The organism is Kitasatospora sp. NPDC085895 (assembly GCF_040702125.1).
Lineage (GTDB): Bacteria > Actinomycetota > Actinomycetes > Streptomycetales > Streptomycetaceae > Kitasatospora > Kitasatospora arboriphila.
On sequence record NZ_JBFBJY010000038.1, the window covers coordinates 50299 to 75143 of the forward strand.

Below are 24845 nucleotides of genomic sequence, written 5' to 3' on the forward strand. Positions count from 1 at the left end.
CGATGAGGGTTCTGGGCTTCGTCAACCGAGCCGCTCATGTGATCCACGCCACATGAGGTTCCTGTCAGGAATCTGTGCGCTGTCTCGCTCAATCACCGAAGGCAGGCGAACCGACAGGAGCTACTCATGAAGCACCGCATCATCGTTCTCGGTGCCGGCTATGCGGGGACCTACGTGGCGGGGAACCTGGCCCGCCGGCTGTCCCCGGCGGACACCGAGATCACCGTGGTCAACGCCGAGCCGGACTTCGTCCAGCGGCTGCGGCTTCACCAGCTCGCGGCCGGCCAGCAGATTGAGGCCCCGAAGCTCACCAACGTCTTCGCAGGCACGGGAATACGGCTGCGCCTGGCCCGTGTCACCGCCATAGACCCCAAGCGCCAGGTCGTCGCCGTAGCCGACGCCGAGGGCGGCGGCGAACTCGCCTACGACACGCTGTTCTACGCGCTTGGCAGCCACGGGGACGACGGCGGTGTTCCCGGCGTTGCCGAGTATGCCTTCGACGTGGCGGCCCGACCTTCGGCGCTGCGCCTGCGCGAGCGTCTGGACAGTCTGGGCCGGCGAGGCGAAGGCGGGAGCGTACTGGTCGTCGGTGACGGGCTGACTGGCATCGAGACCGCCACCGAGATCGCCGAGTCTCGGCCCAGCCTGTCGGTGACGCTCATCGCCCGCGGCGAACTGGGCGTCCGGCTCTCCGCCGGAGCCCGCGACCACCTGCGCCGGGCATGCGACCGGCTGGGCATCACTGTCCTGGAACACACCGTCGTCGAGGCCGTCGAAGCGGCGCGGGTGCTGTGCGCCAATGGCACCGCCGTGGCGTCCGACGCGACTGTGTGGACGGCCGGGTTCGCGGTCAGCCCTACCGCCGCCACCGCCGGTCTGGAGGCCACCGAGGACGGTCGGATCATCGTCGATCGCACCATGCGGTCGCGCTCGCACCCGAACATCTACGCCGCCGGCGACAGCGCCTACGCCATCGGCGACAACGGCCGTCCGCTGCCGATGTCCTGCGCCTCGGCCGGCTACACCGGCATGCAGGCGATCGCCGCGATCGTGGGACACCTGACCGGCCGCAAGATCCCCCACACCAAGCTGGAGTACCCGGGCAATCACATCAGCCTCGGACGGCGGGACGGGATCCTGCAGCTGGTCGACGGCGAAGCCCAGGCAAAGCCGAAGTACCTGGGTGGCCGGAAGGCCGCGCGGATCAAGGCGGGCATTCTCAAGATGTCGCTGTGGATCAACTCCCACCCGACCTTCTGCTTGCCCAAGCGCAAGCACCGCCTGGCCGCAACCGGCCCCACGCCCGCCGCACCGGATATGTCCGCCGAGAAGGCGGTCGCGTAGCCGAATAGGGTGACCCGCGTGGACAGCACCGCCACTGATCGCTTCGACACCAGCCGGTTCGAGGCCAGCCGGAACCGGCTGGCCTCGCTGGCCTACCGTCTCCTCAGCTCGGCCACCGACGCCGAAGACGCCACGCAGGACGCGTTCCTGCACTGGCAGGCCGCCGACCGGCAGCGCATCAACATGCCGGAAGCATGGCTGACCAAGGTCGTCACCAACCTGTGCCTGGACCGGCTCCGCTCGGCACAAACGCGCCGAGAACGCACCGTCGGTACCTGGCTGCCCGAACCACTCCTCGACGGCGACCCAATGCTCGGCCCGGCCGACACGTTCGAGCAACGCGAATCGGTCTCCCTGGCCGTGCTGACTCTCATGGAGCGCCTGTCCCCCCTTGAGCGGGCCGTCTACGTCCTGCGCGAAGCGTTCTCCTACAGCCACGCCGAGATCGCCGTAATCCTCGACATCACCGAGTCCGCAAGCCAACAGCATCTCCACCGGGCCCGGCGCCGTATCACCGCCGCACGCCGCAGCGGCGCAGAAGTCGACCCGAGGGCTCCGGCGGCGAGGGCGAGGGTGGTGCGGGTCTCGGCCGGGCGGTGGGCCAGGGCGCGGTAGGTGGTGAGGCCGGCGGCGGCCGCGGCGGTGACGGTGGCGGCGGACTCGGCGGTGTCCAGGGCGGTGCGGGCCAGGCGGGTGGGCAGGGTGTCGGCCATTGTCGGTGCCTCCAGTGGGGTTGGCTGGTGGTGGGTTCGGCCGGGCGGCCGCGCCGCGCACCACGGCGCCCCGCCGCCACGCCTGGGTGGCGTGGCGGCGGGGCGCGGTGGTGGGCAGCGTCAGCGTCCGGAGTGGCTGACCGGCGGGCAGAGCCGTATCTCGTCGAAGCCTTCGCCGGGCAGGCCGGGGAGGGTGTCGGCGGCGAGTTGGTGCTGCCGGCGCAGCACGTCGTCCGGGACGCGCCGGTTGGCCGGCCGCTCGGCGTTGCGGCGCAGGCACACCTCGAGCGGGGTCGTGAACACGATCGCCAGCAGCGGCCGGCCGTGTCGGCGGGCCCGCTCGGCCAGCTGCGCTCGGACCTGGGCCTCGACGTTCGTGGAGTCGAGGTAGAGGGTGCGGCCGCGGCTCAGACGGGCGTCGATCAGCAGGTTCTGGATCTGAACGGCCTCGGCGGTAGCACCTTGGTCGCCGGCGTTGCCGCCGGTCACCGGGGCTCGCAACTCGTCCAGGGAGACGACCTCGCGCGAGTCCAGGGCCGAGGTGAACGTGGTCTTGCCGCTGCCGGCCGGTCCGATCAGAACGACGAGGGTGCCGAAGGCTGGTACGAAATCGCGTACGCGGCAAACTCGGGCGCACCTTGGCTGGCTCTGACGAGCCGGAGCTCTGTCCACAGGATGACGCTGCACCGGCAGCCGACGGTCGCCGAGGCATCCCGCGCGTATTCGATTTGGCGCCGCTCGCCGCGGACGGGCGGGGTTTAGGTTCGCCCCGCAAGTACCCGCTCCTCGGCGTCGGCCAGCCAGAAGTAGACCGGCGGCAGAGCAAGTTCGATCACTGTCAGGACCACCTGGAACCAGTGCGGCCAGCCGTGCAGGGCGAGCGACAGCAGTCGGCTCACTCCTCCCAGCAGGAGCACCCCGGCCAGCCAGCGCACGGCCGTCGCCGGGATCGGCCGCTGCCGGGCGGCCCACAGCCAGGCCAGTCCGTAGCCGGCGAAGATCGCACCAAAGAAGCGTCCCAGGCTGTCGATCGTCGTCCCGGCGGCGCCCGCCCCAGGGATGGAGGCGTTGCCGAGCAGCACGTGTCCGAGCCCGATCGCCACGCACGAGATCCCCATCATCAGCACGAGCACCCTCAGCGTCCTGGCCATGGCCCCTCCCCGGGTCCCGCCTCCAGCATTAATTGACATGCGTCTACTAGAGTAGGGCGTGCTGGTAGACGTGTGTCAAGTAACCTTCACCCATGCCTCCCCGCCAACGGCTCAGCCCCGCCGACCGCCGCGCCCAGCTGCTCACCGTCGCCGCGCAGCTCTTCGCCGCCCACCCCTACGACGAGGTGCAGATGGAGGAGGTTGCCGAGCGTGCCGGCGTCTCCCGCGCGCTGCTCTACCGTCACTTCGCCGGCAAGCACGAGCTCTTTGCGGCGGTCTACCAGCAGGCGGCCGACCAGCTGCTTGCCGAGACCCGGTTCGATCCCGCAGACACCCTCGTCGAGCAGCTCGGCCAGGGCCTGGATGCCCACCTGGACTACTTCGTCGCGAACCGCAACGCCGTACTCGCCGCCAACCGGGTGCTGGCCGGCGACCCAGTGATTCAGACGATCATGACCAATGAGCTCGACGCCCTCCGCGCCCGGCTGCTGGGGGTGCTCCCCCTCGCCGACGCCAGCGCCCGCGAGGCGGTCTCCGGCGTCCTGAAGAGCTGGCTGGTCTTCGTCCAGGTGCTGTGCGTGGACTGGCTCACCCAGCAGACCTGCAGCCGGGCCGAGCTGCGCGACGTGTGCATCGGCGCCGTGCTGGGCGCCGTCCGTCCACTCCTCGCCACCGACCCCGCACCCGACTGGCCGCGCTAGCGCCTGGGCATCCGGGCCGGCCCGAACTCAGCAACTTCGAATAACCCGGCACACCAGCAGGTGCGACCGGCCCGCGGGCGGCGATTCTCGCATGGTCGTCGGGGGTGAGGGTGTCGCGCCGGTCGGCCATGTCGGGGTGTTCCTTGCGGATCGGGGAGCCGTGGGACGTGCGGCTCTGGTCGGTTGGCTGCACCGGGATCACAGGCGGGTGACAGCAGCGCGGAGATCAGCAGTGCTCCGGAGTGCAGGGGCCTGGCCAGTTGACTGCACTACGCCGGTGATCGACTCTGGTGCCGGCGGCGGCAAGGATCGCGGCGTATTGCCACCTGAGACCTCCGCGGACCGGACCCGTCCCCCTTCGGACTTCTAACCCCCGCCGACAGCAGCGGTGATCAGCTGCGGGACTATGGCACGCCATCGGAATTGGCCTTGGGGAGTGCCGTCATGCAGGTCGTCGTCCATGAACACCCGGTCGGGCGCGCCGCGACCAACTACATCGCGCGCGCCGACCTGGCGCCCTTCGGGCTGTAGGGACAGGTCGAGCAGCTCTGGCTCAAAGCGGCCAGCGACGGGAGCTACGAGGTCGCCTACCTTCCGTTCTCCACCTACGGGCTCGCCCTAGGCGACACCGTGCTTCTCGATGAGGACAACTACGTCAGCGAGGTGGTCCGGGCCTGTGGGCATCGCACGCTGCGGCTCCTGTTCACCCCTGATCTGCCCGCCATCGACCTCCAGCAGGCTGCTGACAGGATCAAGACCGAGATCATCGCGGCGGATGTGTTGAGTGAGTGGAACGGCGAACGGTTCGTCGCCGTCGATGTCCCGCCCAACGTTGAGCCAGTCGGACTGTTCGCGGTCATGGAGGCGGTGGTCAACGCCGGCCATGCCTTCTGGGAGTGGGCAGACGCGATGCCGTTCGCAACTCGCTCTTGACGCGCCTCGCGACCCTACCGAGCTCAACGAAGGGCAACGTTGTGCACCCTGGCATCCAAGAACTCGCCCAGGTCATGTCGTCGGAGTACGGTGCCGATGAGCGGGTCGATTGGGCTGCCGCCCGGGCAAGCTGGGGTGTCACCTTCCCTGAGGACTATCGGGCCTTCATGGTGACCTGCTGCCAGGGGTCGGCGGCGAGGCGGACCAGGACCTGGTCGAGACGAAGATCGCGGCGGAGGCGTTCCGGGCGGAGCGCCTCCGACAGGCCTGGCTGCGCTCGCCGCGTTCGCCAGGCGGGGAAGAACTGTGCCGGGTTCCGCGCCCGCGCAAGGAGCCGTTGGAGGTCACCGTGGTCGGCGGCCGCGCCGCTCAGGGTGCCGGGCGTGCGGGGATCAGCTGTTGGTCGCCGAGGAACGGGTTGTCGGGTGTCGGTCTGTCCGGGGGGATCCTGGTTCCGAACACCATCGAGGCGGACTCCGTGTCGGAGAACGTAGCGAGCCCGAGAAGTCTGTCCTCGTCGTCGTCGATGATGGCGGCGCCGGAGTCGCCGCTGTCGAGCTTCAAAGCAGCGTTGTCCACGGGCGCCAAGCGCAGACAGTTCTCCCAGCGCTGGTAACCGAACCAGAGGGGGATCGTCAATGCGGCATGGACTGAGGCGATCGTCGCCATCTGCATCACGCCGGTCGTCGAGCCGACCCACGACACGGTCTGGCCCACCTCGGGCACGCCCAGCTCGACTTTCCTGCCGCCGGGGTTGACCTGCACGATGGTGTTGGGCAGGGCGTCCTCGCGGTCAACGAACGACCAGCCGAAGTCATAGGTGTTGCGCTTGGCGTCATCTCGGAGCGTCCAGGTGCTGAAGATCTCGTACGCCGCGTCGCAGCGACCGATCTTGTTGTCGGTGGACCACGGCCGCCACTGACTCCACATCGGTTGATAGACGTCGCGGCCAGACTGGTTCACCCACACGCACAGCACGTGGGCGTTGCTCAGCAGGCACAGCCGGTTCCTGTAGTCGATGGTCACGCCGAGCGTACCCGGGTAGTAGAAGCCTTCGTAGAAGGAGGTCGATGCGGTGATCTGGTAGCCGCCCGGGCACGGTCGCCTCTCGCTCGCCAGCGAACGGGGAGCGATGTGTCCCGTTTGCACCACGTCCGTCGGGATGGTCATCCTCTCGACACGACCGTCCGGCAGCAGGACGTCCACCTCCACGCTGGGAGGAACGAGGAAGTCCTGCGGTGTCAGGGCGCTCCTGGGCAGCTTCTCGACCACGCCGACGAGGATCGCCTGCTGTTCGGTGCGCTGTCCCCGCATGGTCTTGTGGCCGGTGTCGAGCATGACGATGCCGGGGTGGGAGAGCCAGTGCCCGACGGTGGTGTGGGCGCGGTCGAACGGCACCGGGTCGCGGGTCATCGGTGCAGTCCTGTCTGGCCGGCCAGGGTCGGGGCTCTCAACAGGCGCGCCCGCATCGTCTCGGACATGGCGCTCTCCTTGGTGAGCGGGCGCGGCGGAAGGGCGTTGAAGTCCCAGGGGCCGCTGATGATCGCAGGCCCCTCGGCTCCGTAGATGAGCGAGGACAGAGGACTGCCGTTCGGGTCGAAAATGGTGACCACGTTGGTGAGTTGCCAGTAGAAGTAGGTGTCCGGGTGCGATCCGCCGGTGTTGTCGTACGTCTCGGCGATGTAGGACGTCTGTTCGGTGGTGGTGGTGATCGACTGGAAGCTGGTGGCCGAGGCATTCAGGGCCGCCGACATGCTGGCCGAGATCGGGCCCCAGCCGGCGCTGGCACCGACGTTGAGCGAAGCGGCCAGCGTCGTCTCCTGCGACGAGGTGGCCTCCATCCCCGTGGTGACCGTGTAGTTCTCCTGCCTCACCTCGCCCTTGGCGATGCTGTAGGACTCCGGCGTCCGCTGCCAGTACTGCTCGCGGGCCACCACGCTTCCGTTGGAGAGGACCCCGCAGCCGACCACGACGCGCGGGCCGTCCGGGGGGATCAGCACGCTCGAGTTGGGCAGCGGTACTGCGCCGATGTCGTTGGGGTTGAGCATGTCCGCGCAGTTCACGGTCACCTGGTATGTGTTCCCTTCGGACGTTCCGCTGCTCACCTGTTTGACGGTGGCGAACGCGCCGGAATACGAGTTGAGGAGGATGAAATACCAGCCCAGGTCGATCCAGTCGCTGCCGCCCCATGTGCTGCCGGGGGGTATCTGCAGGGCGGGATATCCGGCGCCGAAGTTGGCGTTGTCGTTCGCCCCCAGCCACACCCCGGTGTCGGAGACCAGGTAGCCGGCCAGGGGGACATCGGTCGAGTTCTGCAGGACGACGAAGGTGCCCTCGCCGGTGTCCTCTGACGTGAGGGTCCCGTTCAGGGCGGCTTGGAAGACGGGATTCATGATCATGACGAGGTTCCGCCGTTCCCGAGTTGGTACGGGCCGCCGATCAGGGCGGGCTGTGTTCCGACCACGAGGGAGCTCTGGGGGATGCCGAGCCCGTCGTACACCGTCACGGAGTCGCAGAGCTGCCAGTAGAGCATCGTCTCCGCCGCGGGCGCGTCCGCCGCCAGCTCGTATCGGCGGGACACGAAAGAGGTGGTCTGCTGGGTCGCGGTCACCTGCTGGAACGTGGTCGTACCCGCGCTGAGCGAGGCGGAGACCGAGGCGGAGACCGGGCCCCAGCCAGCTTTGGCACTCGCACTGACGGAGGCTTCGAGGCTCGACAGGTCGGAACTGGTGGACTGGCAACCGGAGACCAGGGTGAAGTTGGCCTCCTTCATCTGGCCCGGGGCGATGCTGTAGGAATCCGAGATCCGCTGCCACAGCTGCTCCCTGACCACGGTGTTGCCGTTCAGAAGGCGACCGCAGCCGACCACGATCCGCGGGGAGTCGGACGGGATGACGACGTCGGCGCTGGGCACCGGAAACGTGCCGATGTCGTTCGGCTCCAGCACGTCGAAGTTGTTGATGATGATGTCGCCGCTTTCCGGAGTCTCGAACACCGCGACGAAGGCCCCGCTGTACCCGCTGGTGAAGAGGAAATACCAACCGGTGGTCGGGTTGCTCTGTGTCATCGACGCCCCGTCAGGCAGGACCGTGTAGCCGGGACATCCCGGCGAGAACGACGTACCGTTCCACCCCAGGCGCTCTCCGGTTCCGCATTGGAGCACGTACATGACCAGGGGAATGCAGGTGTTGTTCCAGAAGGTGAGAGGATTGCCGGTCCCGTGGCCGCCCCCTTGGGAGGCCAGGGTCCCGTTGATGGCGGCCTGGTAGGTCGGGGTCATCTGCATAATGAGCTCCTGGGTGTCGGAAAGTGGCGCACGCACGCAGGATAATTCGTACAAAGATTACCTATTGCACCCTCTCCCATTTAGCCACCGGTACCAGCCCACCGCAAGGCGCGACGACCTCAAGTCCGATCCGCCAGAAGGCGGTTGAGCGGACAACTATGCACGCAGCGCCACCGATTACCCGATGCTCCCCAGGTAGGCTTATGTGAACTCGAACACACCGGCCCAGAAATTGCCCGGCGTGAATCCGCACTGAACCTCTTTCATCCTGTCTCGGCAGGGTGAAATGGCTGGTCAGGGGGTTGTAGTGACGCAACAGGGCCCCTCGTCGTTGCCGTGGTGATCTCACTCATCACGTCGCCACCGAGGGGCCCTGTTGGTCTCGTATCCTGCCATGCTCGACGTCCCGCACGAGCTCGTTGAGCACGTTTCGTGGCTGATCCATACCCGAAGGTGTGAACTCGGATCACGATGGCGGAAGTTGGGCTGCTTCAAGCAGGTCCTGCTGGTCCTGGCCCACCTACGGAAGAACGAGACTCTCGCGCAGCTCGGGGCCGGCTTCGGTGTGTCGGAGGCGACCACCTAGCGGTACATCGACGAGACCCTCGAGCTTCTGGCCGCATGGGCCCCGGGGCTGCGCGAGACGCTGGTGGGCCTGGGCGAGGGCGACTTCGTGATCGTCGACGGCACCCTGATCCCGACCGACCGGATCAAGGCGGACGAGCCGTACTACTCGCAAAAACACCGCAAACGCGGGATGAACGTGCAGATCGTCGCCACACCGGACGGCACGCCGCTGTGGTTCTCCCGGGGCTCTGCCCGGCCGCACCCACGACCTGACCGCCGCCCGCGCCTACGGGATCGTCCAGGCCTGCCTGACCCGCGAGATCCTGGTCCTGGCGGACCGGGCTTACCAGGGTGCCGGCGCAACCGTCCGCACCCCCTACTACCGGCATGACGAACTGCCCGAGCACTACAAGCAGTACAACCGCGACCACACCCGCCTGCGCGCCCCAGGTGAACGTGCCTTCGCCCAGCTGAAATCCTGGCGACTCCTCCGGCGGGCCCGATGCTCGACCAACCGCATCAGCCGCACCATCGCCGCCATCCACACCCTCCTGACCTGGGAAAACCCAGGATGAAAGAGGTTCACTGAGCACCGAGGTCTTCGCGGCCCCTGGGATGGTCGGCTGCTGCTCGGCTCCAACTCCATGGCGTCGCCGGATCGGTCGGTCAATTGCGCGCTCGGGTCGGGTCACCGAGCGGCTCACCGCGGGGGCCGGTGCAGCGCCGCTCCGGCAAGCCGTACACCGGCCGGGTGGCCAGGACACCGAGCAGAAACAGCACGCTCTGCCACAGGTCGTCCTCGCCCCCGGCACGCCAGCTCGGCGACGAGCAGTCGGCCCGCGGCGCCGTCCCCGGTGCGGACGGTCTCATCGACCGTAAGGTCCACGGCTCTTCGACGTGCAGCGATTCGACGTCCATGGGCCGAACCTTCGCCGCAGCTGCGACATGCCCGTTCGGCGGCTCGCGGTCAGGCCGCTGCGCCGGATTTGGGCAGGACGACGATGGCAGCGTCCTTGGCCTCGTTGATGGCCTGCGTTAGGGCCTGGCTGGCAGGTTACGGCGAGCCGGGCGACGAGCGTGACGGCGGCGACGCGACCGCCGTCCGCGGGTAGGAGCAGCCCGGCGGAAGGGCGTCCTCGCCCTTGGCCACCCAGTAGGTGTCCGGCGTGGTTGGGCACGGTAGTGGACTCGGTCGGGTCATCGCACAGCTCGCGGCGGCCTGCCGGTCGAGGCTGCGGTACTCCCACCAGTCGGTCGGGCATCGGAAGGTCGAGCCCGTCGGGGCCGGTTCGTGCTGGTTGAGTCTGCATCCGCCGGTCGGGTAGTTGGAGTTGTCGCAGCTGTACTCGTCGGGCGGCGAGCACTGGGCGAACACCAAAAGCCCGCCGACCAGCAGCACGATCGAGGCCAGTCCCGCCCAGACGTCCTGCGGGCCGAATCGTCGGCCGGAACCTCCCGTGTCCATCCCGCCCCCCGTTCACTGGATTCCGCGCTCCCCCCGGAAGGGTTACCCGCCTCGCCCCCGCCGTACGCCGCCCCCTCCTCGCACCTCGCTGCCCCATGCCGCGTCCGGGAGGCATCGACTCCACTCGAAAACCGGACAGTTGAGGCTATAGACGTACGGGGGTGCCACTGCGGCGCAGTGAGGAGCGCCGGGCGGTCGACCAAGGTGATGCGGATGCCCACGGCGCCGTCCAGGCCGAGCCGGAGCCGGCTGCGGGCGAGGGCGATCAGGGCAGTCAGCCCGTGTTTGTTGAGCAGCAACGTGCGGTGGCGAGTGGTGGTGCCCGGGTCGCAGAGGGTGGCACGGGCCGGGAGGCGGGCCCCGAGCGTGCGGCCGTGGGAGTCGCCGGGGGCCACCAGGACGACCGGGTCGCGGGCCGGCCAGCGGACGGCCGGGGAAGCGACCGGGGCCCAGACACCGAGGGCGGTTCCGTCCGGCGCGAAGGTGGTCAGCAGCAGGCGGCGCAGCCGGCGGCTCTCCGTGAGGCGGAGCGTGCCGAGAACGGCGGTGAGGATGCCGCCGCCGGTGAGGGCGAGCAGGCCGAGGGAAGGCGCCCAGCCGGTGGGTGCCCGATACGGGGTCCGAGGCTGCCTCTCGGCAGCAGTGTGCCGGGCTCGCGGTGCGGTGTTCGGCACACTGCTGTGGTCGGCCGGGATCAGGTGGTGGCGGGTTGGAGGTGGCAGCCGGCGCCGGCCTCGACAACGGTGACGCAGGCGATGAACGCCTCCTCGGGCTGCTCCCAGGGGTCGGGCACGTCCTGGCGTCGAGGTGGGGCCGGGCCTCGGCCGTGCCCGCCGGGTCGGTGATCTGCGCGGTGAGGGCACCCGGCCCGCTCCGATGAGATCATGCCCAGCCCCTCGCCGCCGCGACCGCCGACCGGCTCTTCCACCGTCACCATGTCGTCGTCGCCCAAAGCGACAGCCACCCTCTCGTCGAGGCCACCACCTGACGAGGCGGCGTCGCCCCCCTTCGACTACCCCCTGCGCAGATCAACTGTCCGCTGGACTTTCAATGTCCACCAGCAGGGAGATCACCTTTCTGGTCGCGGGGACTTCTACCCTCCTTTGACACCACGGATCAGGACTGCACCGATTGGTGAGCTCGGCGACTTCCCAGTTGCGCCGTTGTAGCGCTCTTGACGGCGGTGGAGCAACGCGGTGCCATGGAGCCGGAGGGGGAGGCACGCTGGAAGACGACAATCCCGAGCACCTAGACGACGAGGGGTGCGATCAGAGGGATGATGAGCGATCAGATCTCCCGTCCCACCCCCACCGTCCCGGGCCAGAGGACAGCTTCTGGGTGGCGTGCTCGGGCTAATCGTGGTGGTCCTCATCCTGATCGCCCTCCTGTCCAACCTCGACATCAACACCAGGTCCCCGAACTAGGACTGGGATAACGTCTGGCACTGAACGGCCGCGCCATCGGCTCGAGGGGGACCGTATGAAGAACCATGATCGACCGCCCCGGCTGCCCGGCTGCGGGTGCGCCGTGATCGCCATCGTCCTGCTGACGACATTGCTCGTCTGCCTTATCTCGTTGATCGTCACTGAGCACGGAGGCTGCGCCCCGAACTGTTACATCACCGAGCACTGAGCACCTTCAGTCGTCGCTGAACTGTGCGCTGGAAATGGGCGTACGCGCACGCGATCGTCTCCTCGTCCCGTCGTCGACACCGGGCCCGAGCGGGGCTTGATCAGCGCTCCTGAACGCCTACCGTGCAGCCCGACGGACCGCCAGGAGCGGCACCGGGAGGCCCATGTGCCCGTCTGTGCCCCTCTTCCGGTCCGCCTCTGTTCATCACGGCGTACGAGACGAAGGGGAGGTCGTGAACGACACCGAACGCCGGTCGAGTCCGGCCGGGCCGGTGTGGGATGGCACGAGCGGCGGGCCCGGGCCGCCGAGCGCAAGCCGCGCCCGGAAGCACTTCCGTGGTGGCGGGAGACCCGCAGTGCATGAGCGGGTCCTTCCCGGCCCAGTTGCTGAGCAGCCTTGGGGCCGTCGCGGTCCAGCATCCTGTGTACCCCTGCGCAAACCATGCGGCAGATAGGGCGGTGTCCGCAGTGAGCGCCGCACCCCGCTAGACGGTGCTCACAGCAGTCCAACATGCTGCACTGCCCGCACGACAACGCCGACACCGGTTCACACCCAAGGTTCGTTGACCGAATACGTGGTCTGGGCACAGCGGGCCGGCCGGTCCACACTGTGGGCAGGGGTGGGCGTTCGGGAAGGGGATGTCGTGTGGATGCTTGCCGTGGTCGTCGGGCTCGCCGTGGTGACGGGGTGAGGCCTCGTGCGTGTGCGTCGGGCGGTGGTGGCGTGGCGCTCGTTGACCGTGGTGACGCGCGCTCCCGGCCGGGAGTTGAGCCTGTACGAGGCGGCCTGGCTGTACGCCGGCCCCACCCACGTGGTCGAGGTCTGCCTGGCCGGCATGCTGTGGTCCGGGCGGCTCACGGTCACCGGCTCCACGCTCCGCATCGCCGCTTCTGTGCCCCGCGATAGCGTGGAAGCCGCGGTCGTGGACGCCTGCAAGCGCTCACCGGACGCGAGCGCGTGGGAGACCGTCGAGCGCGTCGCACGTTCCGCACCGGTCCGCGCCCTGGGCGAGCACCTCGCAGAGCAGAACCTCATCGCACCGCCCGGAGCGCTGCGTGCGCTTACCACCGCCCGGGAGACCGCCTCCGGCCTCGCCTCCAGCGTCCCGATCGTCATGGGCATCCTGATCATCGTGGCGCTGTTCACCGGCGAGCCGGCATGGGCCGTGGTCGGGGCGGCTGCCACCGTGATCGCGAGCACCGTCCTCGGCGTGGCCTCCAGAAAACGCCCCCACCTACCCCCGGACGGCATCACCGACTACGGCAGACAGTTCCTGGATGCCCTCCCCGACGAATGGATCCCCCGCACCGCCACCCCGGACGCCACCTCCGGGCACGCCGCACGCCTCGGCCGCTGCGCCCGCGGCCTGCTCCGCCCGGACGAAGAACCCCGCAAACTGCGTGCAGCACTCACACCACCACCTTCACCGCCCCCTTCGGAGGTGAACGACTGGGCCGGAATGGGGATCTGACCCCTCGCCCCCAGGGCGAGCAGACGGCGCACCGCGGGGAACGCGTAGGGCCTTCAACGACACCGCGTCCAGGGCGGGTTCGACCTCAACGGACGCAGGGGTGGCGGCGGTGAGCTGGGCGGTGGCGATTCGGGTGGCCCGGGTGGTCTCGTCGGGATTCGCTAAGGTCTGGTTCGTGCTCCTCGGCGACCTCGACCGCAGCCCCGCGATCGACTGCGCCGAGCAGACCGCCGCCCGGATCGGCCGTGAGTTAATCCGGTTACCCGGCGTCGACCACCTGCCACCGCTGCGGGCGCCTGGCGCGATCCTGCACCTGGTCGAGCACGTGACCGTCCGATAACGCGCCGTTTCGCCAGATCTGCGCCATGCGCACCATCAACATCGTGACCGGACACCAGGTCAACACGCCCGGCATCGGCGGCGGCGCGGAGCTGGCGCACCTGATCGCCGAGCCGCTGCCGATAGCGGAAGTCCGGCTCGGTAGCGGCGGCACAGCAGGACCTGCTGGCGGCGATCGGCATTGAGGCCGACGAAGGGCTGGTGGCGGCGAAGGCCGAGGCTGAGGCGAAGCCGAAGGTGTCCCGTGCGGACCGCTTCGCGCAGGGTCTGGCCGCCCTGGCGCGGTTCATGGAGCGGGATGGCCACGTCGCGTCCCGCGGCCGCACAAGGAGCCGCTGGAGGTCACGGTGGCCGGCCCCGGCGGCGAGGAAAGCGTCGGGATCGTCCACGGGGGCTCGGTGCGTGGTTGAACAACCAGAAGGCCCGCCGTGTCCAGCTCACCGCGGGGCAGCCCGCCGAGCACGGCGTGGAGTGGGCGTAGCTGGTCCGCGATGCCTGAGGGCCGAGAGAGTTGATGGGGATTTTCCGCATGGTTGGGTGATGGGGTGACCTCCGGAGCTCGGCGCGGCCGGCACCGGGAGGTGCTTCCCGAGCTGCTCGACCTGGCCACCGATCCCGCTGCACCACCCGACCCGGCGTGGGAGGCCGCAGCGGCGGCCATCCAGATTCTCTGCTGGGAGGACCGCTTCGCGGAGGCGGCGAGCTGGCCGAGCTGCTGATCGAACGTCAGGGGCTCGGCGCGGGGACCTGTGCGACCAGGACACACCGTTCGACGACGCGTTCCTGGCTGCCCAGCCCCATGCGGGGGTGCCCGCCCGGACCCGGCTGCGTGCCGCGGCCGCCCGCGTCCCGGAGGGCCGGGTCCTGCAGGACCGGCTACTCTGGCCGGCCGAGCAGCTCGACGTCCGGCCGGTGGAGTGGCTGCTGCCGTGCCACTACGACTGGGGCGGCCCGCTCCGGCCCCGGGAGGGCGTGATCGGCGAGTGGCTGCTGGACCGCGACTTCGCGGCGCTGGGGCCGGCCACTACGACCTCCAGCGGTTCCTTGTGCGGGCGCGGAACGCGGACGTGGCCTTCCCGGCGGGCGAACGCGGCGAGGGCGGCCAGGCCCTGGGCGAAGCGGTCCGCACGGGGCACCTTCGGCTTCGCCTCCGCGGCGGCCTTCGCGGCCGCCAGCTCCGGGTCCGCCTCGATGCCGATCGCCGCGAGCAGATCCTGCTGATCCGCCTCCAGGCCCGGCCAGCCAGCCCGCTGCGCCACGGCCCAGCGACCGAGCTGCTCGCCCTCGAACACCGTGTCCTCGGGCAGCTGCGCCCAGTCCACTTGGCCGTCGGCCTCCAGCCATCACTGTCGGGCCACCGCGTAGGTGCGCTGCCAGATGATCGGCCAGGTCGGGCACCACCACGGGTCGATCTCCTCCAATGCCCGCCGCCGCTCCGGGGCCAGCGCTCCTGTAGTCGCCCGTCCATTCTGAGCAGCGAGGCAGGGACGGGCTGGGGTTTCGCAGTTCTGGTGGTGCCGGGCGGTTGGGGTGCGCAGATTGCTTGTGCGCTGTGCAGTTCATCCGGTCTGATCGCAGGCTCCCCACCGGGCGTTGGCCGACGGTCGTCCTTGTTGCGCATGTTCGGCGGGCGGCGTGCAGACCGGTTGGGCAGCTACATCGGACATCACTCACCCCGGCCCACCGGTCTTGCATATCCAATCCCAACTGGGCATCGCTGCCTCTGCGCTACGGCCTGCCGAGGGCGCAGCCGCCTTCGGAGCCGATGCAGGCGGTCATCACGACCTCGGCGTCCCAGGCGGCGGCTGCGACGAGACCGCCCTCGTTGTCGAACGACTCTGACCCCTCGAGTGCTTCGACCCGCGCCGAACTGGACGGCCGAGGCGCAAGCCCCGGCCCAGACACGTGAATGGAAGAGATCATGCAGGTTTGGTCGGGGCCGCACGGGCGTCCGTTGGAATGGCTGTCCGCGTGGCTCTCGGCGGTACTTCGGTGATCGGCATGCCGGTCGGCTTGGGGTCGCGGGGACCGGCGGGGGCAGGGCAGATCGAGGCTGGGGGGTGCCGGTCGGCTGGACGGCGGCCGACCTGTACCGGCGCGTGATCACCAGACTGTGCAGCAACCCTGCAAGCTCGGCCCGGGCCACTCGGTCCGGTCCGGCCCGCGCAGCTCCGCCGCCGCCGCTGCGGCGGCGAGGCGAGGTGGGAATCCATGTCCAGCTCGAATCGGCTCCTGCACCGCCGCGGCACGGGCGAGCCTCGCGGACGATCGTGCTGCCGTACGTCCTGCCATGCGGATCCGGACAAGGCCCGGTGGCCGGATCGTGCTCCTGTCACCGGCTGCCCGAATCGGCTGGTCACAGCTGACACGATGACGGGGATCTTCCGTTGGCCGAGGGTTACGCACTCCGTTCGCTCTCGAAGTGGATTGCAATCGGAAGGATTTCCTCATCATCGGACCGTTTCGAGCCAGCGGGCGATTCGTCGGTGTGACAGATCCGGCAAGATCCATTTCCCCGACATCGCCCAGCTCGCCAGCATGAGAATGCCCGATATGGCCTCATTTCGATTGAGGAGAACCACCATGCGCAACCGCTACCGCACCCTGGGCGCCACCGCGACCACCCTGGCGACGACCGTCGCCCTGGCAGCCGCCCTCCCGGCTTCCGCCGCCCGCCCCTCCGCCGCCCCGGCCGCCCTCTACGCGCCCTCGGCCCTCGTCCTGACGCTCAGCCACGGCCAGAACACCGAACCGCAGGCGTCCGTCTCCCGCGCGGTGACCCTCAGCTGCACCCCAACGCCGACCGGCACCCATCCCGCCCCCGAGCAGGCGTGCGCGCAACTCGAGAACACCGGAGGCTCCTTCACCGCCCTGCAGGGCGAAGGGGCGATCTGCTACCACCTCGCGGACCCGGTGACCGTCACCGCCGAGGGGGTCTGGCAGGGCAAGCGCATCTCCTACCGGGAGACGTTCGCCAACCCCTGCTACCTGCACAGCGCTCGGGGCCCGGTCTTCGACTTCTGAGCCACCCGCGCCCCGAGCCACCCGCCGGGCTGCGGCCTCCCTCCGCAGCCCGGCCCCTCGCATCGACCGGAGGGAGCGGGAACGCCGCGGCGCGCCGGTACGCCCGCCCGGAGCAACCGCGAACCCGGTGCGATGGGCACCCGCGTCGGACAACGCCCGCAGCGCACGCCCGCCGCACCCTTGCCGACACCGTTCATGCCCCCCGCCGTGCTCGGCCCGCTGCGCCAGCTGCCCCGCGCTCAGCTTCGCCCGCCTCCCCTTCTAGTTGTACAGCCACGCGCCCAGGCCGACGTGGAAGACCTCGACGCTCCCCTAGCCGCCGGGGCCGACCACCGCGACCTCAAGCGGCTCCTTGTGGGGGCACGGGACCCGGACATGGCCCTCCCGCCGGCGAACGCGGCGAGGGCGGCCAGGCCCTGGGCGAAGCGGTCCGCACGGGACACCTTCGGCTTCGCCTCGGCCGCGGCCTTCGCGGCCGCCAGCTCCTCGTCGCCCTCGAACACCGTCTCCTCGGGTAGCTGCGCCCAGTCCACCCGGCCGTCCGACTCCAGCCACCACGACCTTGCCACGCTGTAGGCGCGCTGCCACACGATCGGCCAGCTCGGGCACCAGAACGGGTCGATCTCCTCCAACACCCGCCGCCGCTCCGCTGCGAGCGCACTCGGCTCGCCCGCGGACACCTGGACGGCGGCGGCCGGCAGTTTTGACAACCACGTGCCGATCGCGTACCGCCGATCGACGCTGCTGGGTGGCGTGTGGGTTGCAGCGATGGCGTGCCGCCAGTTTTCAGTGGCTGGGTGGTGGTCGCTGCTGGTCAGCGCCGTGTGTCGCTGAACGGTGGTGTCGTGTCCGTACTGAAGAGCAGTGTCGCAGGCCGGCGAAGTTCCGACGTCGCCTGCGACAGGGACCGCGATCCGGGCGGCGCGGGTTGTACCGGGCGGTCACTGAGCGGCTGCGGTGCGGCTCTGCTTGAGGTGAAACTCGACGGAACGGCACAAGCTCAGCGCGTCCTGCGGGTCGTCGGCCCGGTGACTGAACCGACGGATGAGCACCACCGAGTCGAGTGTGACGCCTGCGCGGGCCAGCACGAACAGCAGGATGAGCAGGGCGGCGCGGGCGTTGCCGTCGTCGAACGGGTGGAAGAAGCAGACATCCAGGTAGGCCCGGGCCGCCCTGGCAGCCAGCGAGAGCCGACTGTCGGCGGCCTGCGCCAGACATGTGTCGAGGCGGGTGCGGGTGTCGGGGCCGATCCCGTAGCGCTCATCGCCGCCCTTGGCGAAGGCGGGGTGGGTGCGCAGCGGTGGCGGCTCGGGTGTGCCCAGTACGTGCTGCTGCCAGCTGCGCAGCAGCTCGAAGTCGAGCGCGGCACCACGCGCTGCGTCGGCCCGTACCAGCTCCAGTGCGGTGAGCAGGCCGGCGGCTCGGGCGGGGTCCACTGCGGCGTCGAAGGAGCGGAAGTCCTCCGCCGCGCCGTCGCGGACGGAGGTCGCCGGTCCACTGTCCGTGCTGTCCTCGCCGTCCGGCCAGGGCACGCTCTCGCGTACCGCGAGCCAGCTCTCCAGGTGGTCCGGGAGCTCGCCCGGGTTCGGTGACCAGTGGGTGTCCTGCGGGCGCAGTGGGCCGACGAGCCGCTCAGCGACGTCCTCCGCCAGGACGGTGTCCGGCGAAGTCCAGCTCTTGAATCGGCCGCCGACCGCCTGTTGCACCAGCCGCTCGGCCAACTCGGGGGCGACACCCCAGTAGCTGAGGAACCAGCCCAGGACCTGCTGGCAGTGCCCGTACCAGCCGCTCTCGGCGCCTGTCCGGTCGGCCACCTTCAGGATCAGGTTGCGGGCGGCGCGCTCCCACAGGATGCGGTCCGCCACCAGGGTGTCCGGGTCCAGGGGGTAGGCCTCGAAGCACTCCGCGAGGTGCTCCAGCCAGTCGCGCCACTCGCACAGCGCCGCCACGACTTGGTCGAGGGTCTGCTCCGGGGAGGTGATCGAGTGCGACCCGCAGCACCAGTTCTCGACCGGCCCGCCGTCGACGTCCCCCTCGCCGAGCGACCAGCGCCACCCCGCCGCCCACCGGCCGTATTGCTCTATCAGCACGTGTGTCATGGCATCGGACCAGGGCTTGGCCACGTCCCAGGCCCAGTTGACCCTGGTCAGATCGAGGGTGGGGTCGAGTCGGGAGGGCACCCGCTGTGCCGGGCCGAGAGAGCGAACCACCTGTGCCGCCGAAGCGGGGTCGAAGGGGTGGCCAGCGGGGTGGACCTCGTCCCAGGTCAGGTCTTTGGGGTAGAGCGGATTGAACACCCGGTCAGGGTGCCACGGGGGCCAGGGGTGTGAGCAACGCTATTTCCGCCCAGGTCGTGGCCAGGCGGACTGCCACCAGGACTCCAGCTCGGCCGGGTTGCCAGCCCCCGGGGCACCCGGGAGGGCCACCCACCCGTCGCGCCGGTCCTCACTGGTGCTGGTGCCACGAGGCTCGACCTGCATGGCACGGGGAAGTCCGAGACTCCGGCCGATCCGTCGAGCTAGTACTCCAGTGAGAAATCGTGTCCTGAGCTGCTGTGTTTCGTTGTGCCGGTCATGGTGGTGATTGCTGAAGTCGACAGCTGGCAGGCGGAGTTGGAGTCGGTGTTCGCCAGGGTGGCGGGCCGGTTCTCGCGGGCGGATCTGCGGTGGCGGATGCGGGACTATGTGCGCGGGCTTCTGGCGCCGGTGGGGCGCAAGAACGGCTGGCAGCTTGCCGAGTGGGCCGGTCACCGGGACCCGGCCGGTCTGCAGCACCTGCTGAACGGTGCCCGCTGGGATCCGGACGCGGTGCGCGACGACGTCCGGGACTATGTCGGTGAACGGCTGGGCCCCGGTGGGGTGTTGATCCTGGACGACACCGGCTTCATCAAGAAGGGCACGACCTCGGCCGGGGTGTCGCGGCAGTACACCGGAACCTCCGGGAAGATCGACAACTGCCAGATCGGCGTGTTCGCCGCCTACGCCACCGACCTCGGCCGGGCCCTGGTGGACCGCGAGCTCTATCTGCCCAAGTCCTGGACGGGCGATCCGGCCCGCTGCCGGGCCGCGAAGATCCCCGACGAGCGCGGGTTCGCGACCAAGGGCGCACTCGCGCTGGCGATCGTGCGCCGGTGCATCGCCGCAGGTCTGCCCGCCGCCTGGGTGACGGCGGACGAGGCCTACGGGCAGGACTGGTCTTTTCGCCGGGCACTGGAGGAGCTCGGCCTCGGCTATGTGGTCGCGGTGCCCAAGTCCCAGCAGGTCAAGTCCCTGGCCGGGATCTGGCGCATCGACCAGCTCGTCCGGGAAGCCCCCGAGGATGCCTGGCAGCGGCTGTCGTGCGGTGATGGCGCCAAGGGCCCGCGCGTCTACGACTGGGCCGCGGCGAAGCTGCCGGTCGTCGCGTTCTTCGACGGCGACGAGCCCACCCATCGGCGCTGGGTGCTGGCCCGCCGCAGTCTGTCCGGCCCGGGCGAGATCGCCTACTACCTGGCCTACGCCCCCGTCGGCACCACCGAGGCGGACCTCGCCCGGATCGCCGGCATGCGCTGGGCGATCGAGGAGTGTTTCCAGGCCGCGAAGAACGAGTGCGGCCTGGACGAGTACGAGGTTCGCCGCTACACCGGCTGGTACCGACACATCACCCTCGCGATGCTGGCCCACGCCTTCCTCGCGGCCCTGGCCGCCCAGGCCGCTGTCCGGGAAACTGCAGAAACGACCCCACCAGCACCGTTGCCCTCACCGTGGCAGAGATCCGACGGCTCCTGGACGCTCTCCTGCCCCGCCCCCGACCCGACCGCGACCACCGCCAACACGCCCTGAACTGGTCCCACTGGCGCCGACGCCACCAAGCCATCGCCCGCCACTGCCACTACCGAAGAAGAACCAGCTCAGAGCACGATTTCTCACTGGAGTACTAGTACTCCAGTGTGACTTTGTGATCTATCCGCTTGAGGATTCGGCGAGCCGTCGCCGGTAGTGGCTGCGGCGAGTACCGGCCTGGTGGCGTCTGCGCCAGTTTGACCAGTGCGGAAGCCTGCGCGGGGATGCGTTCGCCATCAGTAGAGTGCCGAGCAGGTGGCGGGTAGATCTACCGGGTGTGACAGGCTGCTTCAGCCAGTGGGACCCGCGCAGGACGAGGCTCGGGATCGACCGCCGATGCGACATGCCGTCAGCGGCCCGACACCTGGATGTTCAGCCCGCGGCTCCGGCCCGGGGGCAGCGTCACGGACTTGGCCGACGGTGTCTCTCCCGGCCCGCGGCTGCGTGGCGATCGAGTGCGACAGGGGGTTGGGGATGAGCGAGGATCCACTCATCACGGCGGTGCGGAGCGGGGACGAGAACGCGGCCAGAATCCTGCTCGAGGACGGGGCGGATCCCGACGTCTTCGACGAACAGGGCACCCCCGCACTCTGCCTGGCCATCTCGGCGTTCCACTCGACGATCGCCAGCTATCTGGTGAAAGGCAGCGCGGATCCAGACCGCCAGCTGCCCGACGGGACCACGCCCCTCTTGCGGGCCATCGACAGCGGGTCCATCGGTCTCGTCTCCTCCCTGCTCGGTGACGCGGCGCTGACCAGCGAGGCAACCCGCGTGGAACTGCTGGCGCGCGCCCGGCAGTGGCATGAGAGGGGCCCGGTCGCCATGCTCCGGGAGCGGACCGGCACCTCGGATGCGGTCGAGCGGGTTCGCATCCAGGACAGGGAATGGAGCACCGAGTACCACGAGCTCCGGCTCGGCGGAATGACCGTCCGCGACGGCCACACGGGGATCCTCACTCTCCTCGAGAAGCACTTCGGACTGCACTTGAGCGTTGACGAATTGGCGGCCCGCGCCTGCGCACTCGAGTACCCGGACTATGACCACGCCGTCTGGTCGGAGATCGTCCACACCCTTGCCCGGAGGCAGGACGACGAGACCTGGGAGGCTGCGGCGGCACTGCGGGACCATCCCGATCCCGTGCACCGCCGTTTCGGCGCGGAGGTCCTGGTCTGCCTCCACCTCGAGGCTGACCTGACGAACGTCTCGAGCCCGTTCGAGCAGCGCATGCTCGAACTCTTCCTCGACTGGGCACGGCAAGAGCAACACCCGGACGTCCTGGCCGAGACCCTGGTCGGACTGAGTCACCATGAAGACCCGAGGATCGAGCCACTGGGGCTCTCCTACCTTGCCCACCCCGCCCCGCGGGTCCGTGCCCGGGTGCCCTCGACCCTGAGAGTCGTGAACTCGGAGAGGTCTGGGCGACAGACGTTCACCTCCGAGGGGCTGAACGCCCTGCTTGCACTGGCCCGGGACACCGACTCCTCCGTACGCCACGTCGCCGGCTACGGCCTCGCGTACAGCCTGAATCCGGAACCCGTCATCGGGGACACCCTGGCCGGTCTGCTCGATGACGAGAACCAGCAGACCCGGATCTGGGCCGTCTACGGACTGGCTGAGCGGGACGATCCGCGCTGTATCGAGGGCGCCGACCGGGTGGGACCCGTCGACGAGTACGAGTCGTGGTCTTGGACGCTCCGCGCGCCCTCACGGTACGAGCAGCGCCGGAGAGAGCGGGAAGCGCCAGGCACGACCGCGTAGCGAACGCTCGCCTCTGCACCAACCGTGCGCCGGCTGTGGTCATCACGGCCGGCACTGTCCTGCCCACCCGGCAACCGATGTGGCTGGCGTCCTGGTCCCGATGCTGACGCACCGACACGAGCCTCACCTGGCGATCAATGATCCTCCCCGCGTCCGGTTGGCGGCTGGATCGTTGATCGCCCTGTAGACGGTCTATGGCCTGCCGGGTGCGGCCAGCGATCGCTACGCAGCAACGATCGATAGGAGTCAGCCGTTCACCTGCGGATGACGCCTCGCGGGCGTGAAAATCGGTGCGGGGCCGTCCGCCAACGCCGAACGACGCTTGGGCCGTTGAGATCGCATAGGAGTCTGGTGAGGGGGCCGCTGAGGGACCACGCACTGTTGCCTCGAGCACGCCGTTCAGCTTCTCCACCTCCCTCGGGCTCCCCGGACGGTCCCGCCCTGGAGTGCGCCACGGGAGGGCCGGCCATGGAGGAGACCAGAGAAGACCAAGCCGACGGTGCAGTGGCCCGGGTCGCGGCGATCGACATCGCCAAGGCGTCCGGGGTGGTGTGCATGCGGCTGCCCCACGACAACATCGAAGGCCGGCGAGTGCAGCAGGTCTGGACGGTGGCATCGACGACCAACGCGATCCTGGAACTCGGCGACCGACTGAGGATCCAGGGCGTCGAGCGGGTGGTGATGGAAGCCACCGGCAGCTACTGGAAACCGTTCTTCTACCTGCTGGAGGCCCGGGGCCTGGAGTGCTGGCTGGTCAATGCCCGCGAGGTGAAGAACGTCCCGGGCCGGCCGAAGACCGACAGGCTGGACGCGGTCTGGCTGGCCAAGCTCGCCGAGCGCGGCATGGTCAGGGCCTCGTTCGTGCCGCCCAAGTCGGTGCGGCAGCTGCGGGACCTCACCCGCACCCGCACCGCGTTCATCCAGGACCGCACCCGGCACAAGCACCGCGCCGAGAAGCTCCTCGAAGACGCCCAGATCAAGCTCTCCACCGTGGTCTCCGACCTGTTCGGCGTCTCCGGACGCGCGATGCTGGAGGCCCTGGCCGCCGGCGAGCGCAATCCGCGCTCGCTCGCGGACCTGGCCCGGGGCAGCCTGGTCAAGAAGCGCGAGGCCCTCATTGAGGCGCTGACCGGGCAGTTCGAGGACCACCACGGGCACCTGCTCAGCGTGCTGCTGGACACCGTCGACCACTACACCGACAAGATCGCCGAACTCGACCGGCGCATCATCGCCCTCCTCGGCGAGACGACCGGCCCGCGTGACGACGACGTCACGGACGACAACACGCCGAACCCCGCCGCCGGTCGGAGTGGAACCGAGCTGATCGAGCGCCTGGACGCCATTCCCGGCGTCGGAGCCGCCACCGCGCAGATCATCCTCGCCGAGGTCGGACTGGACATGAGCCGGTTCCCGAGCCCAGAACACCTCGTCTCCTGGGCGAAGCTGTGCCCGAGGACCATCCAGTCCGGCGCGAAGAACACCACCGGCCCCGCCGGCCGGGGCAACCCCTGGCTCAAGGGCGCCCTCGGCGAGGCGGCCAACGCCGCCGCCCGCACCGACACCTTCCTCGGCGCCCGCTACCGGCGCATCGTCAAACGCCGCGGCCACGCAAAGGCCCTCGTCGCGGTCGCGCGCTCGATCCTCGTGATCGCCTGGCACCTGATCCACAATCCCGACGCCCGCTATCAGGACCTCGGCGCCGACTGGCACCAGCGCCACCTGAACACCACCCGCAAGACCCGCGACCTCGTCCGCCAGCTCCAGGCCCTGGGCCACCAGGTCACCCTCGCACCCGCAGCCTGACCCACGCCGACACCGCCAACGATGTCCGTTCCGCTCCGCGGCCCGGATGCTGCCGCCTGCCCGGCTGAGGATCGATTTTCCGTTCAGCAGCGTATGAGCGACACCACCATGGCGGCGGCCTGGTTGCCGCTGTTGGAAGACCTGGGCGAGACGTTCAACGGCTGCCTGGTTGAAGAGGTGGTCGACTCGTCCGGCATGCGTCCGGAAGCCGCGGCCTGGCTCGCGGCCGAGGCTGTGGCCAGTACTGATCACCTGGCCAAGGCTTTGACCTCCTCCTGGGCCCTCCACACCCCCGAGCAGGTGGGAGCCGTCGCGGCGGCCCTGATCTCTATCGAGCATCACGTCGCTCGGGCGAAGAGCCACCTGCTCGACGTGCTCGTCGCCATGGAAGACCGCGGTGACGTCGCCGAACTGGACCGGGCGTACGACGATCTGGACGCGTCTCCGGCCATCGCCGCAGAGCTGTTCGAGCTGGAGCCGTCCCAGCGGACGGCCGACCTGCTGTTCACCAAGCTGTCCGCGGTAGCGATGCAACGCCCGATGCCCGAGACGTTCGCCGAAGCGCTGCACCAGGTCGCCGAGCTGCTTGCCGACCTCGTGGTTCCGGGCAGCGAAATCGAGATCTACGAGGAAGCCGATCATCCTGAGCACCAGGGCTTCCTGCAGCTCCGTTACGGCGGCAAGCTCCGGCGGCTGTGCTTCTACGACGAGGAATGGTTCCTCGACAGCTACCCGGATGAGCCCTGAAGGGTGTCAAAATTCCGATCAGGCCGCTGAGCTGGGTGTTTCCCGCAGGCCGTGGGGCGGTCTGATCGGGGTGGGGTGGTACGCGTTGAG

The 24845-nt window shown here is 69.4% G+C and carries 20 protein-coding genes and 4 pseudogenes; 15 read left to right on the plus strand and 9 right to left on the minus strand.

The window, feature by feature from the left end; translation table 11 throughout:
• Positions 1-126 precede the first annotated feature (126 nt).
• Positions 127-1344 carry an FAD-dependent oxidoreductase gene (locus AB0442_RS23180; RefSeq protein ID WP_366164990.1) on the plus strand — a complete coding sequence of 406 codons (1218 nt, stop codon included), beginning with the start codon at positions 127-129 and terminating at the stop codon, positions 1342-1344.
• Positions 1345-1362: 18 nt separating this feature from the next.
• Positions 1363-1920 (plus strand): annotated as a pseudogene (locus AB0442_RS23185) (sigma-70 family RNA polymerase sigma factor); the annotation flags it as partial.
• Positions 1921-2177: 257 nt separating this feature from the next.
• Here the strand turns inward: AB0442_RS23185 and AB0442_RS23190 are convergent.
• Both AB0442_RS23190 and AB0442_RS23195 read right to left on the minus strand, forming a co-directional pair.
• Entirely contained in the window at positions 2178-2729 is a 552-nt protein-coding gene (locus tag AB0442_RS23190) for an ATP-binding protein (protein WP_366164991.1), read from the minus strand.
• Positions 2730-2815: 86 nt separating this feature from the next.
• Positions 2816-3208: a DUF4345 domain-containing protein gene (locus tag AB0442_RS23195; RefSeq protein WP_366164993.1), complete on the minus strand. Its 393-nt coding sequence runs from the start codon at positions 3206-3208 to the stop codon at positions 2816-2818.
• 92 nt (positions 3209-3300) lie between these two features.
• Here AB0442_RS23195 and AB0442_RS23200 point away from each other — a divergent pair, with 92 nt between their 5' ends.
• Positions 3301-3909 (plus strand): helix-turn-helix domain-containing protein, encoded by a 609-nt coding sequence (locus AB0442_RS23200; protein ID WP_366164994.1) that lies wholly within the window; start codon positions 3301-3303, stop codon positions 3907-3909.
• Between the two features lie 552 nt (positions 3910-4461).
• Positions 4462-4842 (plus strand): annotated as a pseudogene (locus AB0442_RS23205) (DUF4265 domain-containing protein); the annotation flags it as partial.
• A 369-nt stretch (positions 4843-5211) separates the two neighbouring features.
• On the opposite strand, the gene AB0442_RS23210 reads toward AB0442_RS23205, so the two are convergent.
• Genes AB0442_RS23210 through AB0442_RS23220 form a run of 3 tightly spaced genes read right to left on the minus strand, consistent with a single transcriptional unit; the run spans position 5212 to position 8128 of the window.
• Positions 5212-6255, minus strand: coding sequence for a hypothetical protein (locus tag AB0442_RS23210; protein ID WP_366164996.1), 1044 nt, complete (start codon positions 6253-6255; stop codon positions 5212-5214).
• The gene (locus AB0442_RS23215; protein WP_366164998.1) at positions 6252-7241 is read right to left on the minus strand and encodes a hypothetical protein; all 990 of its coding nucleotides are present in this window, start codon (positions 7239-7241) and stop codon (positions 6252-6254) included. The genes AB0442_RS23210 and AB0442_RS23215 overlap by 4 nt, the downstream gene beginning before the upstream one ends.
• The gene (locus AB0442_RS23220; RefSeq protein WP_366165000.1) at positions 7238-8128 is read right to left on the minus strand and encodes a hypothetical protein; all 891 of its coding nucleotides are present in this window, start codon (positions 8126-8128) and stop codon (positions 7238-7240) included. The genes AB0442_RS23215 and AB0442_RS23220 overlap by 4 nt, the downstream gene beginning before the upstream one ends.
• A 336-nt stretch (positions 8129-8464) precedes the next feature.
• Here AB0442_RS23220 and AB0442_RS23225 point away from each other — a divergent pair.
• Positions 8465-9270: pseudogene (locus AB0442_RS23225) on the plus strand (transposase family protein).
• A gap of 91 nt (positions 9271-9361) precedes the next feature.
• Here AB0442_RS23225 and AB0442_RS23230 read toward each other — a convergent pair.
• Both AB0442_RS23230 and AB0442_RS23235 read right to left on the minus strand, forming a co-directional pair.
• On the minus strand, positions 9362-9613 hold the full coding sequence (locus tag AB0442_RS23230; RefSeq protein ID WP_366165001.1) for a hypothetical protein: 252 nt from the start codon (positions 9611-9613) through the stop codon (positions 9362-9364).
• A 136-nt stretch (positions 9614-9749) separates the two neighbouring features.
• Complete coding sequence (locus AB0442_RS23235; RefSeq protein ID WP_366165002.1) at positions 9750-10160, minus strand: hypothetical protein; 411 nt, start codon at positions 10158-10160, stop codon at positions 9750-9752.
• A gap of 2329 nt (positions 10161-12489) precedes the next feature.
• Between AB0442_RS23235 and AB0442_RS23240 the strand changes: the two genes are divergently transcribed.
• The 4 genes from AB0442_RS23240 to AB0442_RS23255 all read left to right on the plus strand — a co-directional run bounded on the left by AB0442_RS23240 (position 12490) and on the right by AB0442_RS23255 (position 14321).
• Entirely contained in the window at positions 12490-13263 is a 774-nt protein-coding gene (locus AB0442_RS23240) for a TIGR04222 domain-containing membrane protein (protein ID WP_366165004.1), read from the plus strand.
• Between the two features lie 175 nt (positions 13264-13438).
• Positions 13439-13603, plus strand: a complete 165-nt coding sequence (locus tag AB0442_RS23245; RefSeq protein WP_366165006.1) for a hypothetical protein — start codon at positions 13439-13441, stop codon at positions 13601-13603.
• Positions 13604-13628: 25 nt separating this feature from the next.
• Positions 13629-13787, plus strand: coding sequence for a hypothetical protein (locus AB0442_RS23250; RefSeq protein WP_366165007.1), 159 nt, complete (start codon positions 13629-13631; stop codon positions 13785-13787).
• A gap of 360 nt (positions 13788-14147) precedes the next feature.
• The gene (locus tag AB0442_RS23255) at positions 14148-14321 is read left to right on the plus strand and encodes a hypothetical protein (RefSeq protein WP_366165009.1); all 174 of its coding nucleotides are present in this window, start codon (positions 14148-14150) and stop codon (positions 14319-14321) included.
• A 216-nt stretch (positions 14322-14537) separates the two neighbouring features.
• Here the strand turns inward: AB0442_RS23255 and AB0442_RS23260 are convergent, their stop codons facing one another.
• Positions 14538-14924: a helicase associated domain-containing protein gene (locus AB0442_RS23260; protein WP_366165011.1), complete on the minus strand. Its 387-nt coding sequence runs from the start codon at positions 14922-14924 to the stop codon at positions 14538-14540.
• 1261 nt (positions 14925-16185) lie between these two features.
• Here AB0442_RS23260 and AB0442_RS23265 point away from each other — a divergent pair.
• Positions 16186-16626 (plus strand): subtilase-type protease inhibitor, encoded by a 441-nt coding sequence (locus tag AB0442_RS23265; protein ID WP_366165013.1) that lies wholly within the window; start codon positions 16186-16188, stop codon positions 16624-16626.
• Positions 16627-17001: 375 nt separating this feature from the next.
• A complete protein-coding gene (locus tag AB0442_RS23270) occupies positions 17002-17202 on the plus strand; it encodes a hypothetical protein (protein WP_366165014.1) in 201 nt (66 codons plus the stop codon).
• 365 nt (positions 17203-17567) lie between these two features.
• Here the strand turns inward: AB0442_RS23270 and AB0442_RS23275 are convergent, their stop codons facing one another.
• Entirely contained in the window at positions 17568-18923 is a 1356-nt protein-coding gene (locus AB0442_RS23275; RefSeq protein ID WP_366165016.1) for a Fic family protein, read from the minus strand.
• 276 nt (positions 18924-19199) lie between these two features.
• On the opposite strand from AB0442_RS23275, the pseudogene AB0442_RS23280 reads away from it, so the two are divergent.
• The 4 genes and pseudogenes from AB0442_RS23280 to AB0442_RS23295 all read left to right on the plus strand — a co-directional run bounded on the left by AB0442_RS23280 (position 19200) and on the right by AB0442_RS23295 (position 24755).
• A pseudogene (locus AB0442_RS23280) lies at positions 19200-20545 on the plus strand (IS701 family transposase).
• A gap of 376 nt (positions 20546-20921) precedes the next feature.
• Complete coding sequence (locus AB0442_RS23285) at positions 20922-22205, plus strand: ankyrin repeat domain-containing protein (protein ID WP_366165018.1); 1284 nt, start codon at positions 20922-20924, stop codon at positions 22203-22205.
• Positions 22206-22673: 468 nt separating this feature from the next.
• Entirely contained in the window at positions 22674-24008 is a 1335-nt protein-coding gene (locus AB0442_RS23290; protein WP_366165019.1) for an IS110 family transposase, read from the plus strand.
• Between the two features lie 21 nt (positions 24009-24029).
• Positions 24030-24755 carry a hypothetical protein gene (locus AB0442_RS23295; protein WP_366165020.1) on the plus strand — a complete coding sequence of 242 codons (726 nt, stop codon included), beginning with the start codon at positions 24030-24032 and terminating at the stop codon, positions 24753-24755.
• Positions 24756-24845: the final 90 nt, after the last annotated feature.